An 18,111-nucleotide genomic window follows, 5' to 3' on the forward strand; every position below is an offset into this window, starting at 1 on the left:
TCGATCTCCGCGGTCAATAAGTACGCACTTTCGGCGGGAAGGCCGGGCGCAGTTTAGGCTGCATGTTCACCTTACGGCGCGTCATGCTATCGGTTTGCGGCAGATACAACGAATGACATAACCAGTTTTCATCGTCACGCTCAGGATAGTCGAAACGGCTATGCGCCCCACGGCTTTCGGTACGGAAATTGGCGGAAACCGCGGTCGCATACGCCGTTTCCATCAGGTTCTCCAGTTCCAGGCATTCCACACGCTGGGTATTGAATTCAGTGGAGCGATCGTCCAGACGGGCGTTTTTCAGCCGTTCGCGAATCACCTTCAATTCTTCCAGCCCTTTCGCCATTGCATCCCCTTCGCGGAATACCGAGAAGTTGTTTTGCATGCAGGCCTGAAGCGCCTTACGGATTTCCACCGGATCTTCACCCGAGGGGGTGTTGTTCCAACGATTCAGGCGATCGAGCGAGGCCTCGATATCCGACTCGCTGGCGTCACGACTGACGCCCTGCTCGTCCAGCGATTCCTGCAAATGCATCCCGGCCGAACGACCGAATACCACCAGATCGAGCAACGAGTTGCCGCCCAGACGGTTGGCGCCGTGAACCGATACACAGGCGATCTCGCCGACGGCAAACAGGCCGGGGATCGGCACATCTTCGCCTTTTTCGTTGACCGTCAGCGCCTGTCCGCTGACGCGGGTCGGGATGCCGCCCATCATGTAATGACAGGTTGGAATAACCGGAATCGGCTCTTTAACCGGATCAACGTGGGCAAAGGTACGGGACAGTTCCAGGATGCCCGGCAGACGTGACTCCAACACCTCTTTACCCAGGTGATCCAGCTTCAGCTTGGCGTGCGGCCCCCACGGCCCTTCACAACCGCGCCCTTCGCGGATTTCGATCATAATAGAGCGGGCGACCACGTCGCGACCGGCCAAATCTTTGGCGTTCGGCGCGTAACGCTCCATAAAACGTTCGCCATGCTTATTCAACAGATAACCGCCTTCGCCGCGGCAGCCCTCGGTCACCAGCACCCCGGCCCCGGCGATACCGGTGGGATGGAATTGCCACATCTCCATATCCTGCACCGGTACGCCGGCGCGCAACGCCATGCCGACGCCGTCGCCGGTATTGATGTGCGCATTGGTGGTGGACTGATAGATACGGCCCGCGCCGCCGGTCGCCAGTATGGTGGCCCGCGCTTTGAAATAGACCACTTCGCCGGTTTCGATACAGATAGCGGTACAGCCCACCACCGCGCCATCCTGATTTTTAACCAGATCGAGCGCATACCATTCGGAGAAGATGGTGGTATGGTTTTTCAGGTTCTGCTGATAGAGCGTATGCAGCAAAGCATGACCGGTACGGTCGGCCGCCGCCGCGGTACGGGCCGCCTGTTCGCCGCCAAAATTTCTGGACTGTCCGCCAAAAGGACGCTGATAGATGCGGCCATCGTCCAGCCGGGAAAACGGCAATCCCATATGTTCCAGCTCCAGAACCGCTTCCGGGCCGGTTTTACACATATATTCAATCGCGTCCTGATCGCCGATATAGTCGGAACCTTTCACGGTGTCATACATATGCCATTCCCAGTTGTCTTCATGGGTATTACCCAGCGCCACGGTAATACCACCCTGTGCGGACACGGTATGGGAACGGGTTGGAAAAACTTTGGATAACAGGGCGCAGGAGAGGCCCATCTGGGATATTTGCAGCGCGGCGCGCATACCTGCGCCACCCGCGCCGACCACAACAGCATCAAATTCTCTAATTGGCAAATTCATTACACCCCCCACACCACTATCGTTCCATAAATGACGTACACCAACAGCGCGACCACAATCGCCAACTGTAAAGTCAGGCGTAAGGCCAGCGGTTTAATGTAGTCGGTCAGCACTTGCCACATCCCTATCCATGCATGTACCAGGATGGAAAATAACGTCAGTAGCGTAAATACCTTGGTGAGGGGCATAGCGAAGAAGCCACGCCAGACTTGATAGGTGATATCGTCGGCCGCGATAATAAAGCCGAGCAGATAAATCACATACAGCACGATGACGATGGCGGAAGCGCGGATCAGTAACCAATCTTGTACGCCATTGCGTCCTAATGCAGAAGCATTGCTTACCATACGAGGACTCCAGCCAGAAATGAAAGCACGACGGAAATGATAAAAGAGAGAGTTGCAGAACGTTTACCGGCAATAAGATCTTCTTCTATATAGCCAAAATCCATCATTAGATGGCGTAAACCACCTACTATATGATAGGCCAACGCGGTAAGGATGCCCCAAACGATAAATTTCACGATGAAACCGTCCATCATTGCTGCAACCTGTAGAAAGCCATCCTCAGAAGAAAGAGAACGTCCTAACAGCCACAGTAAAATACCGACGGCGACAAAAGTGATAACGCCGGAGACGCGGTGAAGAATAGAAGCTATCGCAGTAACGGGAAACCGGATCGTCTGTAGATCCAGATTAACAGGTCTTTGTTTTTTCACGGATTTGCCCACACAGCTTTTATTATTTTATCTTCCTCCGGACCTGAATTGAGGTCAGACAGCATAAATGTCGAAAACCTGAAGCCGGTTTTACGGTACGCGCTCAAACATCGACATTCCGGTGTCTAAACAGCGCATGATCCATTCATACTGGGTGCTCCTACTGCAGGGTATTCCGGAGACCTGGCCGAAGTATAGGTGCTTCACATTCTTATTACAATTCCCACACAAACCGTTTGGAAACATTTCCCTTGAATAGTGATTTAGGTCACGAATTTCACAATTCAGCTAAAATCAATTATCTAATTTGACAAAAACTCAACATTTAAATTACAACTACGCCGTTAAATTCCCTATGATGTGTTAAAGCTCAGCGGTTACACTTTCCCGCCGGCATAACTTATGTAACAGTGAAGGTGAGAATCCGCGTAAAAGTCATAGGTAATGGCTATGATTAATTCAGGGAATGGTTAATTATCTGGAGAACGGTGTATCCATCCGGGATGTGGCTGGCCGGGTTTCATGACCCTGCTCTGTACCCTACTGACAGATGTGTCGCTACAGAGTTTCGCCAACTTATCATTCACATCCGGTGATACAGGTATGTACGGTATTTCTTCGGTGGAAAATTTTAAAATTAAAGCGCTAAGGAGAATATAAATGGCTGATAAAAAAGCGACGCTTACTCTAGATGGTAAAGAACCTATTGAACTTGACGTACTGTCCGGCACGTTGGGGCATGATGAAATCGACATTCGTTCTCTGGGTTCCAAAGGCTATTTCACTTTTGATCCCGGTTTTACGTCCACTGCGTCCTGCGAATCAAAAATCACCTATATCGACGGCGATGAAGGGGTTTTATTACACCGTGGATTCCCTATCGCGCAGTTGGCGGAGAAATCCAACTATCTTGAAGTCTGCTACATTCTGCTGTTTGGCGAAGTGCCGACGCAAGAGCAATACGACACCTTTAAAACCACGGTGACGCGGCACACCATGATTCATGAACAGATCACCCGCCTGTTCCACGGCTTCCGTCGTGACTCACACCCGATGGCGGTGCTGTGCGGCGTTACCGGCGCGCTGGCCGCGTTCTACCATGACTCGTTGGATATCAGCATCGAGCGCCACCGCGAAATCGCCGCTTATCGCCTGCTGTCTAAAATGCCGACCGTCGCCGCGATGTGTTACAAATATTCGCTCGGCCAACCGTTTGTTTATCCAAGAAATAATCTTTCCTATGCCGGTAATTTCCTGCACATGATGTTCTCCACGCCTTGTGAGGAATATGTGGTAAATCCGGTGTTGGAACGGGCGATGGATCGTATTCTGATCCTGCATGCCGATCACGAACAGAATGCCTCGACGTCAACCGTGCGTACCGCCGGCTCTTCCGGCGCCAACCCGTTCGCCTGTATCGCCGCGGGGATCGCCTCGCTGTGGGGCCCTGCGCACGGCGGCGCGAACGAAGCCTGTTTACGTATGCTGGAAGAAATCAGCTCGGTTGAGCATATCCCCGCCTTTATTGAACGCGCCAAAGACAAAAATGACTCTTTCCGTCTGATGGGCTTCGGCCACCGGGTTTATAAAAATCATGACCCGCGCGCCACCGTGATGCGTGAAACCTGCCACGAAGTGCTGAGGGAATTGGGCCGGAAAGATGATTTGCTGGAAGTCGCCATGGAGCTGGAAAACATCGCGCTGAACGACCCGTACTTTATTGAGAAAAAACTGTATCCCAACGTCGATTTCTACTCAGGCATCATTTTGAAAGCGATGGGCATTCCATCTTCCATGTTCACCGTGATTTTCGCGATGGCGCGAACCGTTGGCTGGATTGCGCACTGGAATGAAATGCATGACGACGGGATTAAAATCGCGCGTCCGCGCCAGTTGTACACCGGCTACGACAAACGTGATTTTAAATCCAATCTGGAAAACAGCTAACCGGGTCGCTCCCTCCCAGCTCCCCCGACTGAACTGAATCCCTAAACTTGGGCATCGGTTTTAGACGGGGGAGCTAACGCTGAGTTTCTCCCTCCCCTGTCCTGTCAGGGAAAAGTTGGAAACCCTACACGCCAGGCTTGCCCTTTTCTTTATTTCTGACAGCCGGGACACCAGTAAAACGGGCGCGCCGCCAGCATGGTTTTCTCGATGATATGCCCGCACCGCACGCAGGCTTCACCTCCACGATGGAACACCTTGAGAGAAAAAACGGCGCCGTGATGCCGGTTTTCATCTACTACAGCACCACGGGTGTTATAGGATAAACGCGGGATATCAAGCAGCGCCTGACTCAAAATTTGCCGTTGTTCACTGCTCAAATCCTGCGCGCAATGCTGTGGAGCCAGTTGCGCCTGCCAGAGGATCTCGACCCTGAGGTAGTTTCCCAGACCGGCGAGAAAAGACTGGTCGAGCAATAACCCGCTGAACCGACGGCGGCGAAAACGCGGCGATAATAACCGTTCGCCGACCTGCTCGGCCGTCAGCGAGAGATCCAATACATCAGGCCCGATGCGCTGCAAAAACGGGTGCGAGGAGAGCGCGTCCACCGTCAGCATCTCAATGTCAGACGCGCTGTAGAGCAGAGCGGCCCGCTCCGCCGTTGCCAGTCTGACGCGCAGATCGCGTTTCGTTTCCGGCGTCTCGTCCGCACCTGCCACTCGCCATACGCCATATAACTGGTTATGACTGTAAAGCACCAGACCATTGGTGAAATAGGTCAACAGGGCTTTTCCACGCGTCACGATCCGCTCGATCCGTTGCCCGGTCAACGCCGCCTCATACGGCTTCAATTCAGGGAACGCGAACCAAACGCGGGTCAACGGCTTTCCGACGACCGCCGCCGTCAGCATATCTGCCGCACGGCGGATTTCAGGTCCTTCCGGCATCGATTGCTCCGTAATGATTGCTCAACATTGGCTTTCAGCGACGTTCATGCCGCGGCAACGGTAATCTGATGCTGGGAAAAACAGTTACGTAACTTACGCGCGAAGGTCAGCGCATGCGGACTGTCGCCATGTATGCAGACCGTGTCCGCCTGTACGTTCACCCAGGAACCATCACTGGCGCGCACACGCTGACGCTGAATCATTTCCAACGTTTGGGCCAGTGCGAGATCGTCGCTGTTAATCAGCGCCCCTGACTGTTTACGCGGCACCAGAGAACCGTCAGGCAAATAACACCGATCGGCAAACACTTCCTGCCGGGTCATCAAGCCTAAACGCTGTCCGGCCCGAATCAACTCGCTGCCGGCCAATCCCACCAGCCGCAGGGCCGGATTAATCACTTTCACCGCGCGGGCGATGGCATCCGCCAATGCCGGCTCGCGGGCGGCCTGATTGTAGAGCATGCCATGTGGCTTGACGTGAACCAGCTTTCCCCCTTCGGACGCCGCTATCGCGGTCAGCGCGCCAATCTGGTACACCATCTGCGCAAACACCGTCTCCGCGGGCAACTGCATCTCTTTGCGGCCAAAATTTTCACGATCGGGAAAGCTCGGGTGGGCGCCAATCGCCACGCCATAGTCGATGCCCCAACGCACCGACTGCCGCATAGTCTGTGCGTCTCCGGCATGAAATCCACAGGCTATATTCGCCGAACTGACCAATTTCAACAACGCTTCATCATTCTCGCCGCCTTCGCCCAGGTCGGCATTCAGATCAATAACCATGTAGCCTCCACGCCAGTTGTTCCAGATAACGCCGCTGTTCCTGCGCCGCCTGTTGAGCCTCCGCCAGCGTACAACGGATAAAATGTACCGGTTCACCCAGACGGATTTGCGCCAGATGATACAAATCGGCGTCGATCACGCAGGCGATACGCGGATAGCCGCCCGTGGTTTGCGCATCGGCCAGCAGCACAATCGGCTGACCGCTATGCGGCACCTGCACCACTCCCGGCAACAAACCGTGCGACGGCATTTCACGCAACGTCGTTCGTTGCAGTTCCGGCCCTTGCAGACGATAGCCCATCCGGTTGCTTTGCGGGCTGAGGTGCCAGGGCGTACGCCAGAATGCCTCCCGCGCCTCTTCGCTGAACTCCTGATACTCCGGCCCCGGCAAGGCCCGTACGCGATTTCCGAACAGCAGTTGCTTAACCCCGGTTTCCCTGGCCGGCAATCGGGACGCGGCTCCCAGCAAAAGCTCATCGCCATCCTTCAGCAAACGCCCGGCAAAGCCGCCAAAACCCGCCTTTAGATCGGTACTGCGCGACCCTAACGCTTCCGGCACTTCAATGCCGCCGGAGAACGCCAGATAGCTGCGCATACCGTGACGCGGTAAATGCATTTTTAATGTTTGTCCGGCCTCCACCGCGAAACGCCAGCCGGTCCACAGCGGTTTACCATCCAGCACGGCATGGCAGTCCGCCCCGGTCAGCGCGACCCAGCAAGGCGAAGTAAAGGTGGCGACGAAATTTCCCAGCGTGATTTCCAGCGCCGCGCTATTCTCCGCGTTACCCACCAGCAGATTGGCCATTTTCAGCGCGGGAATATCAAGCGCGCCGGACTGACTGATGCCCAGACGGCGAAAGCCGAACCGCCCGGTATCCTGTACCGAGGTGTACAGCCCGGCATGAATAATCTTCAGCATATGCCCTCCTTCTGCGGCAGAAAGCGAACATTATCGCCGGGGCGCAGCAGGGTTGGCGGCATACTCTGTGGATTAAATAAGGTCAGCGAGGTGCGGCCAATCAATTGCCAGCCGCCTGGCGTGGATAACGGGTAGATGCCGGTCTGGGCGCCGCCGATGCCGACCGATCCGGCGGCGACCTTCAGGCGGGGATCGTCCCGGCGCGGAGCGTGCAATTTTTCATCCAACCCGCCCAAATAGGCAAACCCCGGCTGAAAGCCAAGAAAATAGACGATATAGCGGGCGGAAGCATGCGCTTCCACCACCTGCTTTTCCGTCATCTTGCAGTGATCGGCCACCCACGCCAAATCAGGCCCCGACTCGCCGCCGTACACCACCGGGATATCAATGTCACGGGGATCGAATACCAATGACTCGCTCTCTTCCCACCAACGTTGCAGCCGCTCAATGGCCTCCAACGCAACCTGTTGTGGCTGCGCCAGAAAAACCGTCAGGTTATTCATGCCGGGAATCGCTTCCTGCACCGCTTCATGGTGGTTCAAACGCTCGGCCAGCCCCCAGATGCGCTGCTGACTTTGCAGTGTCATTGGCGGTTCCAGCTCCAGAACCACGGTCTTCTCGCCCAGCAGATAACATCGTGCCCGTTGCAATCTTTTCTCCTGAATCGCGTTGTGTGCCTTTCCTATGATTATGGGGAAAGCAAGAAAGATACCAAAATGACTTTTTATGCTGTTTTTTGCCGTTTTTAATCCTATGCCTTTAATAAAAAAGCATTAACCATCAGGCCGGATTAGGGATATCAATAAAGGTCACGTCAAAACCGTGCTGCTCGGCCAACCAATCTCCCAGCGCCTGGATGCCTCCCCGCTCAGTGGCATGGTGTCCGGCCGCAAAAAAGTGCAGCCCCATTTCCCGGGCGATATGAATCGTCTGCTCCGACACTTCCCCCGTAATAAAGGCATCGACCCCGAACCTGGCCGCCTGCTCGATAAAACCCTGTCCACCGCCGGTACACCAGGCAAGGCGTTGTATCTGTTGCGGTGCATTATCCCCACAATGTAGCACCGAACGCCCCAGACGGTTTTCCAAACGATGGCATAACGCCTCGCCGCTCAGCGGCTGGAACAGCTCGCCATACGGCAGCAGCGGCTCAATGGCGCCCAGGATGTCGATTTCCAGCAACGCCGCCAGTTGCGCGTTGTTGCCCAACTGCGGATGCGCATCCAGCGGCAAATGGTAGCCATATAAATTGATATCGTTAACCAGCAATGTTTTCAACCGGTTACGCTTCATGCCGCTCACAATCGGCGATTCGTTTTTCCAAAAATAGCCGTGATGCACCAGAACGGCATCGGCCTGATATTCAACCGCCGCATCCAGTAATGCCTGAGAGGCCGTCACTCCGGTGACAATACGCCTGACCTCGCTGCGCCCTTCAACCTGCAAGCCATTCGGCGCGTAGTCCTGAAAAGCTTCAACGCTAAGCTGTTGATTGATCAATTTTTCCAAATCGCTATTACGCATACTTACTCTTCTCTGTGTGATCGTGATTCGCCCCGGCCGACATTTTCGCCGCCTGAAAAGCCGCCAGCGTCTGCTGTCTCGCCTGTTTATGATCGACAATCGGCAGCGGGTAGTTCAACTGGCGCGACTGTCGATCGGCCCAGCGATGAGGCTGGTGAATATCTTTATCGGACACCTCTGCCAGTTCTGGCAACCAGCGGCGGATAAAGGTTCCCTGCGGATCGAATCGCTCGCCCTGCGTGGTGGGGTTGAAAATACGGAAATAGGGCGCCGCGTCCGTGCCGGTGGAGGCCGCCCACTGCCAGCCGCCATTATTCGCCGCCAGATCGCCATCCAGCAACTGTGACATAAAATAACGTTCGCCCTCACGCCAGTCGATAAGTAAATCTTTTACTAAAAAACCGGCGCAAATCATACGCAGGCGGTTGTGCATCCAGCCGGTTTGATTCAACTGGCGCATGGCGGCATCCACTATCGGATAGCCGGTTTTCCCCTGCTGCCATGCGGCCAACACGTCAGGCGCGCGCCGCCATTGCACCCATTGCGTCCAGGCGATAAACGGTTTATGCCGGCACAAATCCGGCCAGAACACCAGTAAATGCCGATAAAACTCACGCCAGATCAGCTCATTAAACCAGATAAACGCCCCGCTCTCGCGCTGTTCCAGCATATCCGGGGATTCAGCGCGCAGACGGTTAAAACATTGGCGCGGCGAGATGATGCCCAACGCCAGATAAGGCGATAGCTTGCTGGTTCCCGCCAGCGCGGGTAAATCCCGCTGGCGTGGATAATCCTGAACCTGCTCACGGCAAAACCGGCGAAGCTGACGCAGCGCCGCCGTTTCACCGGCAGGAACATCCCGGTCAACCTCTTGCCGGGGATAGCTGAACGGAGTTAATGCCTGCGTGATAGCGATCGCGCCATCGCTTCTCTGCTCGGGCGCCGGAACGCTGTTGATATCGGCTTCCAGCAGGCGTTTAACGAAAGCCTGACGGAATGGCGTGAATACCTTGTACATCTCGCCATTGCCGGTCAGTACGCTACCGGGCGGCAACAGCAGGCTGTCGTCAAATCCCCGACACTCGACGCTTCCTGCCAACAGCGTCTCGACCTGACTGTCGCGCCGACATTCGTTAATTTCATACTGACGGTTGTAGAACAAATGCGTCACGGCCTGCTGCTGACAAAACTGCACCAGCCAGTTCGCCGCGGCGGAAAAATCAGCGCACTCATGGTAATAAAGCGCGATCCCTTTTTCCGCCAGCGCCTGCTGTACCAGCCGGAGATTCTCCAGCAGGAAAGCCGCCTGCCGTGGCGCCATATCATGCTGTCGCCACTGCTGAGGCGTCGCAATGAATAGCGCCAAAACCCGGGCTTGCGGATCCTGGCAGGCCGTATACAACGCTAAATTATCCGTAATGCGTAAATCATTACGCAGCCAGACCAAATGCGTGGACATGCATCATCCTTACTCGTTGGAAACTAGTGACCATACCGTAACCGCAATGCTTCCGGATAAGGCTCAAAATAACGTTGCTCCGCCAGATAATCATCCGGATACTCCGCCATGTAATGCTTCAGCAGGGTGATCGGCGCCAGCAGAGGTTGCAATCCCTGTCGATAACGGTCGATGAGTTGCGTCAGTTCCTGTCGTTGCGAGGGACTAAGCTGGCGGCGGAAATAGCCCTGAACGTGCATCAGCACATTGGTGTGATTACGCCGCGTTGCCGGATGCGTCAGCAGCTTCATCAGCCGCAGGCGATATTCCGCCACAAACTCATCCAACGACGCCCACCGATCCATCCCGGCCACAAAACGCCCCAGCTCACGGTATTCCGGCTGTGAATGCGCCAGCAGCAACAGTTTATAACGACTGTGAAACGCCATCAGCGCCCCGCGGCTAAGATCCTGCCGCCAAAGCTGGTGCAACTCGTGCAACGTATAAACCCGTTCGATAAAATTTTCCCGCAATCCCGGATCGTGCAAACGGCCATCTTCTTCTACCGGCAGCCAGGGCATCTGGCGCAGCAGCGCCTGAGTAAACAGACCGATACCGCTTTTGCATGCATTTTTTTGCGACGCATCATAGACCTTTACCCGCTCCATACCACAGCAGGGCGATTTAGCGCAGACAATATAGCCGCACAGATGCTGTAACTGGCTGACTTTTTCGGCGGAGAAGCGCTGCATCCGTTGAGTCATATCCAGCGGCGAACCATTACTGGCGCGCAGGGTAATGTTTCCCGCCGCGTCTTTTATCAGCCGCAATGCCGGACGAGGCACCGGTAACCCGACGGCGAGTTCCGGACATACCGGCTCAAAATGGAAATATGGCGCCAGTTGCTCAACGGCAAACGCCAGACGTTTATGCCCGCCGTCAAACCGCACCGCGCTTCCAAGCAGGCAGGCGCTGATACCAACCGGGATCTGATTGAACATCATGATTTCCCCTTATAAAAAATAATCCGCTGTTTTCAGCATAGCGGATCCCGCCCTGATCCTGTGCCGTGATAGGGAAATTGCGGGAAATTAAAGAAACAAATCATGAACGTGAGAACGGTGTGGCTTATATAAAGCAAAAACCCCCGCCGTAGCGAGGGTTACATAAAAATGGGGTGCGACAGCAAATTTATCCGAACTATTCATTCATACCACGCGCGCTCAAGGCCGCATACGAATGAAGCCAGCGCGCCGCAGCCGGCAAAATAGCGCTATATCAATAAAAATCACACGCCGCCGATTCTGACTGCGCCATCCAGACCGGTTTATCGCTGGTTTTCAACCAGACACGGTGCAGATAGCTATAAAAACGCGCGCGATCGCGTCGGAACAGCATTACCGGCAACGCGGCGATACCGATACATATAACAGCAATACGGCGCAGGAGAATACGGTGTAAAGGATAAGCAGTATAGAGCGACATAACGATCCTCCTCCAAAGGGGTGAGTTACCGTTCTCGGCAGGCGACTCACCGTCACGATAAAAGCAGAACAGGGAAATTGATTAAAACTTTACCGCTTTTAGTGAAAGTTTACTACTCATCGGACCAGAAAAAGATCAAATAATCGCCAAAATTTTCTCTATTAGGTCATTAAGTTACGAATTGGTTAAAAATAAACATAATAGACGTTAAGGATTAGCCGCCTTTTAACCGAAACGTCGAGGGGTTAACGTTTTACACCGTAAATCTGGTTGTCGACGGCCCACCCGGCGTAGCATGCTTATTTTTCACCTTTCTCTTTTCTTATTCAGGGATTTCATATCATGAGTAGCTGGTTAATCTATGCCTTGCTTTCTGCCCTGTGCGCCGCGTTGGTCGCCCTGTTTGGAAAAATCGGCCTGCAAAATCTGGATGCCAATACCGCAACCGCTATCCGCGCCGTGGTAATGGCGTTATTTCTGATCGGCGTTGTGATTGCGCAAGGGAAAACCGCGCTGGTCGGCGAGGTCATCGCCAACAAAAAAGCCTTGTTGTTTATCCTGCTCAGCGGTGTCGCCGGCGCCATGTCGTGGCTGTTTTACTTTGTCGCGCTGAAAAACGGCAACGTCGCGCAAGTGGCGCCGATTGATAAGCTCAGCGTGGTATTTGCCGTGGTGCTGGCGGTGATATTACTGGGTGAAAAGATTTCGCTGATGGCCGCCGCCGGCGTGGCATTGATTTCTGCCGGCGCGTTGATGGTGGCGCTGGGATAGCCGCTGTAAAAAAGGCGCTGCATCGCAGCGCCATTCGCTTATTGGGTATTCGCCAGTACCGCGCCGACAATCTCTACCGCTTCTTTCTCAATCCGTTCCCGGTGCTCGGCGCCCAGGAAACTTTCGCAGTAGATTTTATAGGCCTCTTCAGTACCGGAAGGGCGCGCGGCGAACCAACCGTTATCGGTCATCACTTTCAGTCCGCCAATCGCCGCGCCGTTACCCGGCGCCGCCGTCAAACGCGCGGTGATGGGATCGCCCGCCAACGTATCGGCTGACACCTGTTCCGGCGATAAGCGGGATAACGCCGCTTTTTGCGCATGGGTCGCCGGCGCCTGGATACGGTTGTAGCTTGGCGCGCCGAAGCGTTTTGCCAGCTCGTCATAATGCTGCTGGGGATTTTTACCGGTCACCGCCGTAATCTCCGCCGCCAGCAGACACATAATGATGCCGTCTTTATCCGTTGACCACGGCGTGCCGTCAAAGCGCAGGAATGACGCGCCGGCGCTTTCCTCGCCGCCGAAGCCGAAGCTGCCGTCAAACAGACCATCCACAAACCATTTGAAGCCGACCGGCACTTCCACCAGCTTACGCCCCAGATCCGCCACCACGCGATCGATCATCGCGCTGGAAACCAGCGTTTTCCCCACCGCAACCGACTGACCCCACTGCGGACGATGCTGGAACAGATAATTGATGGATACCGCTAGATAATGGTTCGGATTCATCAGGCCGGCCGGCGTGACGATGCCGTGGCGGTCATAATCAGGATCGTTGGCAAACGCCAGATCAAACTTGTCACGCAGCGCCAGCAGCCCGGCCATCGCCGACACCGACGAACAGTCCATGCGGATCACGCCGTCATGATCCAACGTCATAAAGCGGAAAGTCTGGTCGACGGCATCATTCACCAGCGTCAGATCCAGTTTGTAATGCTCGGCGATGCGCTGCCAGTAAGCAATACCTGAACCACCCAGCGGATCGACGCCCAGTTTCAGGCCCGCACGTTGAATGGCGGCCATATCAATCACGCCGGTCAACCCTTCAACATAAGGTTGCACCAAATCCTGTTCGTGTACGTAACCGCTCTTCCAGGCTTGCTCCAGCGTAATCCGCTTCACATCCCGCAGTTCATCGGTCAGCAGCGCATTCGCTCGCTGTTCGATCACGCTAGTGACGTTGGTATCCGCCGGGCCGCCATTTGGCGGATTATATTTAATGCCGCCATCTTCCGGCGGATTGTGAGACGGGGTGATAACAATGCCGTCCGCCTGTGCGCCGCCTTGACGGTTATGTACCAGAATGGCATTGGAGACGGCGGGCGTCGGAGTGAAACCGTTATCCTGCTGGACGATGACATCCACGCCGTTTGCCGTCAGCACTTCCAATACCGAAATAAAGGCCGGTTCGGACAGCGCATGGGTATCCTTGCCGACGTAGCACGGGCCGCTGATGCCTTGCTTTTTACGCTCTTCGGCAATGGCCTGGGCTATCGCCAGAATATGCGCTTCGTTAAAACTATGACGCCCCGCGCTACCGCGATGGCCGGAGGTGCCAAACTTCACTGCATGCGCCGCATTCCCTACTTCCGGACGCAGAACATAATATTGTGACGTCAACTGCGCCACATTGATTAAATCGCTTTGCCGGGTAGGCTGTCCGGCTCGGGGATGATTAGCCATCGACGTTTCTCCCTGACGCTATTGAAAGTTAAATTGTTCCGCAAACCTTCTCTGTCAGTTCCGCGGGGAACTGCATTGTCAGCATAATGTGTTCCACCATGCTGCGTTTACGACCGGTATTGGTATTGGTAATAACCCAGTATGGCGTACCCGGGATATGTTTGGGTTTGGTGTGTGTGCCATGTTGAAGCAAGGTTTGCTGATCGCCGGCAAAATAAACCCGCGTGCGCCCATGAAGCGATTCCGTCGCCAGCGCGAATTCCTGCGGCGATAGGAGATACAGCGTGGACAATACCAGCATAAAACGATTGATGGCCTTATGCTGTTCTGCATATTCATCCGACAGCAACAGCTCACGCAGCGCCCGAACCCGATCGCCCGGATGCAAGGGGGCGGCGGGTTGCGCACTGACCGCCGCATCCGCCGACGGCATCGCCGTGGATTGACCGGCGGTAAATTTCAGCATACGCCGTAAAATATCCGATGCGCTTTCACCGATGTGCTGTGTGTGGCTGGCGATATAACGATAAAGCTCTTCGTCGACTTCAATAGTTTTCATCTTTATCCAGTACTGTTTTTTATTACTCAGATCAATCGTCAAGGATTATACAAGCGATCAAACTCGCTCGAACAGCGGCAGAACGCGGACAAGGCAAAAAGTCGGATTATGCCTTACTGTCTCGGTTCCCGTTCAAGCAGCCATAATTGCTTTCTTCCGCGGCAACATAATGTCGTAAGGTCATGATACCCTAAGCGCCTGTCTCTCTGAATGAACTTCACCATGAAATTGAATTATCGCAGGCATTATGCGCATCAACCCAATGGCGGATTACCCGTTGTCCTCATTCACGGCCTGTTTGGCAATCTGGATAATCTTGGTGTACTGGGGCGGGATTTGCAAAGTCAGCACGACGTTTTACAACTTGATTTACGCAATCACGGTCTGTCGCCGCGCTCGCCACAGATGACCTATCCGGCGATGGCGCAGGACGTTGTGGAACTGCTGGACGCGTTGAACATTACGCGAGCGATTATTATCGGTCATTCCATGGGCGGGAAAGTCGCGATGTCGCTTAGCGCCGTTATCCCGCAACGGCTGGAAAAGCTGGTGGCGATTGATATCGCACCGGTCGATTACCAGACGCGTCGGCATGATTCGGTCTTTGCCGCGTTGCGCGCCGTCACCGATGCCGGCATGACCTCCCGTTCGCAGGCGGCAGCCCTGATGCGTCAATACCTGAAAGAAGAAGGAGTTATTCAATTTCTGTTGAAATCATTTCAACAAGGTGAATGGCGCTTTAACGTGCCGATTCTGTGGGATCAATACGAAAATATCGTTGGTTGGCAGGAGGTTCCCGCCTGGCAGGGGCAAATTCTGTTTATTCGCGGCGAAAATTCGCCCTATCTGGATGATATCCATCGCGATGCCGTGCTGCGTCAATTCCCGCAGGCTCGCGCTCATGCGATCGGCGGCGCAGGCCATTGGGTACATGCCGAAAAACCACAGGCGGTATTACGCGCGATTCATCGTTTTCTGGACGCCGGTTAAGCGGCCCCCCGGATTAACACAGTTAACCGTTGTCGCCGCCAGTACGGCTGGGGTATGATGACGCCCGCAGTAGAGGGAAGGCTGATTCAGCCGCAGGCATTGTAACCACATCATCAAGATGCATACCGGCTATTTAAGGGCATATGCGTTTTGGTTCGAATACCTTGCAGTATCATTACCTATGGCAAAAGAACAAACGGATCGCACCACGCTGGATCTGTTCGCAGATGAGCGTCGCCCGGGCCGTCCGAAGACCAACCCGCTTTCACGTGATGAACAGCTAAGAATCAATAAGCGCAATCAACTGCGGCGCGATAAAGTGCGTGGGTTGCGGCGGATAGAATTGAAAATTGACAGCGAAGCCGTCGACATACTTAACCATCTGGCTGACCAGCAGAATATCAGCCGTAGCGAACTGATTGAACAAATGTTGCTGGCTCAATTGGCCGGGAAAAAAACCTGAAACTCCGCGTTTCTCCCGGCAGTGCGGCATCATCCCTGATGCCGGATAAAATCAAAATCAGAATTTTTCCCAATTATCATTGCCTGGTGGCAGCGCTTTTTTACTCGCCCCTGCCAGCGGGGCTTTTGGAATAAGCGTTGATTTTGCCGCCGTCGCCGGGTGTGAATATTGCTCGGAAAGTTGGAACAACGCGATAGTCTGGTTCAGCACCGCCGCCTGCTCTTCCAGTGACAATGCCGCCGAAGAGGCCTGCTCGACCAATGCCGCATTCTGCTGAGTCACGCTGTCCATTTCCGAGACCGCCTGCGCGACCTGAGCGATCCCCTTGCTTTGCTCTTCCGATGCGGAAGCGATTTCACCCATAATATCGGTTACGTTCGTCACCGCCCGGACAATTTCCTGCATGGTATTCCCGGCATCTTCAACCAGATGAGAACCGCTATCCACGCATCTTACCGAGTCTGAAATCAGCCCTTCAATCTCTTTGGCCGCCTGCGCGCTGCGCTGCGCCAGGCTGCGCACTTCCCCCGCCACCACGGCAAATCCACGTCCCTGCTCACCCGCGCGCGCGGCTTCGACCGCCGCGTTGAGCGCCAGAATATTGGTTTGGAAAGCAATACCGTTTATCACCGTCGTAATCTCGGCGATTTTCCGCGAACTGCCGGAAATCTCCGCCATGGTTTTCACCACGTTGCCGACAATATCGCCCCCTTTCTTCGCCGTCGTTGAGGCTTGTAAAGCCAACTGGCTGGCATGGTTGGCGTTTTCGGCGTTCTGTTTCACCGTTGCCGTTAACTGTTCCATGCTGGCGGCGGTTTCTTCCAGAGCCGAAGCCTGCTGCTCGGTACGTGATGACAGATCGTTATTGCCAGAGGCGATTTCCGAAGCCCCCTGATAAATAGAATCCGTGCTATTTCTAATCGTGCTGACCGTGTTCGCCAGGCTGGTTTGCATTTCACGCAACAGCGGAAATAATTTACCGACGCAGTTACGGCCGAAATCAATAATTGGCTTGCCTAACTGACCGGATGCAATCACGCTGAAGTGATCGCGCAAATCATTCAATGGCCGCACCAGACACATCACCAGATAACGATCGGTCAGAAACAGCAGCATCAACCCAATAATCAAACCGGCCAGCAAAATGTTCTGACCAATGGCGGTAATCTGTTCAAAGCGGGTTCCAGCGGCGGAAAACTGCTCTGAACCGACCTTATTGAACGCCGTTAACGACGCGCCGAACTGACGACTCAGCGGCGGAACAACATTTTTCGCCTGATTCTGATAATCATCAAATTCGTTTGCCGCGGCTTTTTGGTATAAAGGTTCAACGCCCTGGGTAATCAGGTTATTCCAGTCACGGCTCACCGCCTGCACCAGCGCATCGTCCAGCCCTGCGTGGTCTATGCCATTAAACGCCGCCAAATCCGCTTTTAAGGTATTAAGCGCATTCAAAGAAGATGCCTGCTCTCTGTCCGCCGCTTCATTATCGCCGTTGCGACGTGCATCAACGGCGCGAGCCAGGCGCGTCACCATGCGAAAATATTGATCGTTGCCCTGATTAACAAAATTCATATTTTGCACCAGGAGGCTACTGGTCTTGGACGTTGTCGTCATCTCTTTGAAAGAAAACATGGTGTATATCGACACGCCGCCCCAGAGCACACAGAAAGTGCCAAGCACCCATAGCATGGCCGTTCTGATGGCAATGTTCTTTAAAAATTTCATGGTTCACTCCGAACTAAACACACATAAAAGGACATTTTCATCGTCATTCAACAATGAAACACAGAAATTCATGCCAACAAGATATGTCACCTTTATCTGGCGCTAACGTTCCGTTATGTTGAAAACAGATAAAATCACGTTAACTAAATCGACAAAGTTCAGAGAACATTTAGAGTCAGGGCGGTTCTTATGCTCATTTATTTTCTATTCTGTGAACAATTTCATAACTCGCCATACACATAATTTTTTAAGTTTAAAGAGATTACGTTAAAAAATTTAATCACCAAGGGTCGTCAGCCGGGGCGACAACAGGAAAATGCGTATCAGCAAAATACCCGCCACAATTTACCGATGCTTACCGATACGAGTTTCTCATGCCGG

18 protein-coding genes are annotated in these 18,111 nt (G+C 54.1%); 4 read left to right on the forward strand and 14 right to left on the reverse strand.

Going from position 1 to position 18,111, the window contains the following annotated elements:
* Positions 1-13: 13 nt before the first annotated feature.
* The 3 genes from sdhA to sdhC are packed head-to-tail and all read right to left on the reverse strand — an operon-like array spanning position 14 to position 2,510.
* Complete coding sequence (gene sdhA / locus JG725_RS07230; RefSeq protein ID WP_172289850.1) at positions 14-1,780, reverse strand: succinate dehydrogenase flavoprotein subunit; 1,767 nt, start codon at positions 1,778-1,780, stop codon at positions 14-16.
* Complete coding sequence (gene sdhD / locus JG725_RS07235; protein WP_172289849.1) at positions 1,780-2,127, reverse strand: succinate dehydrogenase membrane anchor subunit; 348 nt, start codon at positions 2,125-2,127, stop codon at positions 1,780-1,782. The genes sdhA and sdhD overlap by 1 nt, the downstream gene beginning before the upstream one ends.
* Complete coding sequence (sdhC, locus tag JG725_RS07240) at positions 2,121-2,510, reverse strand: succinate dehydrogenase cytochrome b556 subunit (protein ID WP_172289848.1); 390 nt, start codon at positions 2,508-2,510, stop codon at positions 2,121-2,123. Before sdhC ends, sdhD begins: the two co-directional genes overlap by 7 nt.
* A gap of 648 nt (positions 2,511-3,158) precedes the next feature.
* On the opposite strand from sdhC, the gene JG725_RS07245 reads away from it, so the two are divergent.
* Positions 3,159-4,445, forward strand: a complete 1,287-nt coding sequence (locus JG725_RS07245) for a citrate synthase (RefSeq protein ID WP_172289847.1) — start codon at positions 3,159-3,161, stop codon at positions 4,443-4,445.
* 149 nt (positions 4,446-4,594) lie between these two features.
* Here JG725_RS07245 and nei read toward each other — a convergent pair whose 3' ends face one another.
* The 8 genes from nei to JG725_RS07285 form a co-directional block, all read right to left on the reverse strand.
* A complete protein-coding gene (gene nei / locus JG725_RS07250; RefSeq protein ID WP_172289846.1) occupies positions 4,595-5,389 on the reverse strand; it encodes an endonuclease VIII in 795 nt (264 codons plus the stop codon).
* A 44-nt stretch (positions 5,390-5,433) separates the two neighbouring features.
* Positions 5,434-6,171, reverse strand: a complete 738-nt coding sequence (gene pxpA / locus JG725_RS07255; protein ID WP_172289845.1) for a 5-oxoprolinase subunit PxpA — start codon at positions 6,169-6,171, stop codon at positions 5,434-5,436.
* Positions 6,161-7,090, reverse strand: a complete 930-nt coding sequence (gene pxpC / locus JG725_RS07260) for a 5-oxoprolinase subunit PxpC (RefSeq protein WP_199377415.1) — start codon at positions 7,088-7,090, stop codon at positions 6,161-6,163. Before pxpC ends, pxpA begins: the two co-directional genes overlap by 11 nt.
* A complete protein-coding gene (gene pxpB, locus JG725_RS07265; protein WP_199377417.1) occupies positions 7,084-7,740 on the reverse strand; it encodes a 5-oxoprolinase subunit PxpB in 657 nt (218 codons plus the stop codon). The genes pxpC and pxpB overlap by 7 nt, the downstream gene beginning before the upstream one ends.
* 130 nt (positions 7,741-7,870) lie before the next feature.
* Entirely contained in the window at positions 7,871-8,614 is a 744-nt protein-coding gene (locus JG725_RS07270) for a type 2 GTP cyclohydrolase I (protein ID WP_172289842.1), read from the reverse strand.
* Complete coding sequence (phrB, locus tag JG725_RS07275; RefSeq protein WP_172289841.1) at positions 8,607-10,073, reverse strand: deoxyribodipyrimidine photo-lyase; 1,467 nt, start codon at positions 10,071-10,073, stop codon at positions 8,607-8,609. Before phrB ends, JG725_RS07270 begins: the two co-directional genes overlap by 8 nt.
* A 23-nt stretch (positions 10,074-10,096) precedes the next feature.
* On the reverse strand, positions 10,097-11,053 hold the full coding sequence (locus JG725_RS07280; protein WP_199377728.1) for a 2-thiouracil desulfurase family protein: 957 nt from the start codon (positions 11,051-11,053) through the stop codon (positions 10,097-10,099).
* A 277-nt stretch (positions 11,054-11,330) separates the two neighbouring features.
* A complete protein-coding gene (locus JG725_RS07285) occupies positions 11,331-11,537 on the reverse strand; it encodes a YbfA family protein (protein WP_172289840.1) in 207 nt (68 codons plus the stop codon).
* A 342-nt stretch (positions 11,538-11,879) separates the two neighbouring features.
* Between JG725_RS07285 and JG725_RS07290 the strand changes: the two genes are divergently transcribed.
* Positions 11,880-12,308 (forward strand): EamA family transporter, encoded by a 429-nt coding sequence (locus tag JG725_RS07290; protein ID WP_172289839.1) that lies wholly within the window; start codon positions 11,880-11,882, stop codon positions 12,306-12,308.
* A gap of 38 nt (positions 12,309-12,346) precedes the next feature.
* Here the strand turns inward: JG725_RS07290 and pgm are convergent, their stop codons facing one another.
* Positions 12,347-13,990, reverse strand: coding sequence for a phosphoglucomutase (alpha-D-glucose-1,6-bisphosphate-dependent) (gene pgm / locus JG725_RS07295; RefSeq protein ID WP_199377420.1), 1,644 nt, complete (start codon positions 13,988-13,990; stop codon positions 12,347-12,349).
* A gap of 28 nt (positions 13,991-14,018) precedes the next feature.
* Positions 14,019-14,549: a replication initiation negative regulator SeqA gene (gene seqA / locus JG725_RS07300; protein ID WP_199377422.1), complete on the reverse strand. Its 531-nt coding sequence runs from the start codon at positions 14,547-14,549 to the stop codon at positions 14,019-14,021.
* A 222-nt stretch (positions 14,550-14,771) separates the two neighbouring features.
* Here seqA and ybfF point away from each other — a divergent pair, with 222 nt between their 5' ends.
* Both ybfF and ybfE read left to right on the forward strand, forming a co-directional pair.
* The gene (gene ybfF, locus JG725_RS07305) at positions 14,772-15,539 is read left to right on the forward strand and encodes an esterase (protein ID WP_233356361.1); all 768 of its coding nucleotides are present in this window, start codon (positions 14,772-14,774) and stop codon (positions 15,537-15,539) included.
* Between the two features lie 181 nt (positions 15,540-15,720).
* Positions 15,721-16,002, forward strand: coding sequence for a LexA regulated protein (ybfE, locus tag JG725_RS07310; RefSeq protein WP_172289835.1), 282 nt, complete (start codon positions 15,721-15,723; stop codon positions 16,000-16,002).
* A 57-nt stretch (positions 16,003-16,059) separates the two neighbouring features.
* On the opposite strand, the gene JG725_RS07315 is transcribed toward ybfE, so the two are convergent.
* Complete coding sequence (locus JG725_RS07315) at positions 16,060-17,730, reverse strand: methyl-accepting chemotaxis protein (RefSeq protein WP_199377426.1); 1,671 nt, start codon at positions 17,728-17,730, stop codon at positions 16,060-16,062.
* Positions 17,731-18,111: the final 381 nt, after the last annotated feature.

The sequence above is a fragment of the Brenneria sp. L3-3C-1 genome (genome assembly GCF_016456245.1).
Classification (GTDB): Bacteria; Pseudomonadota; Gammaproteobacteria; order Enterobacterales; family Enterobacteriaceae; genus Brenneria.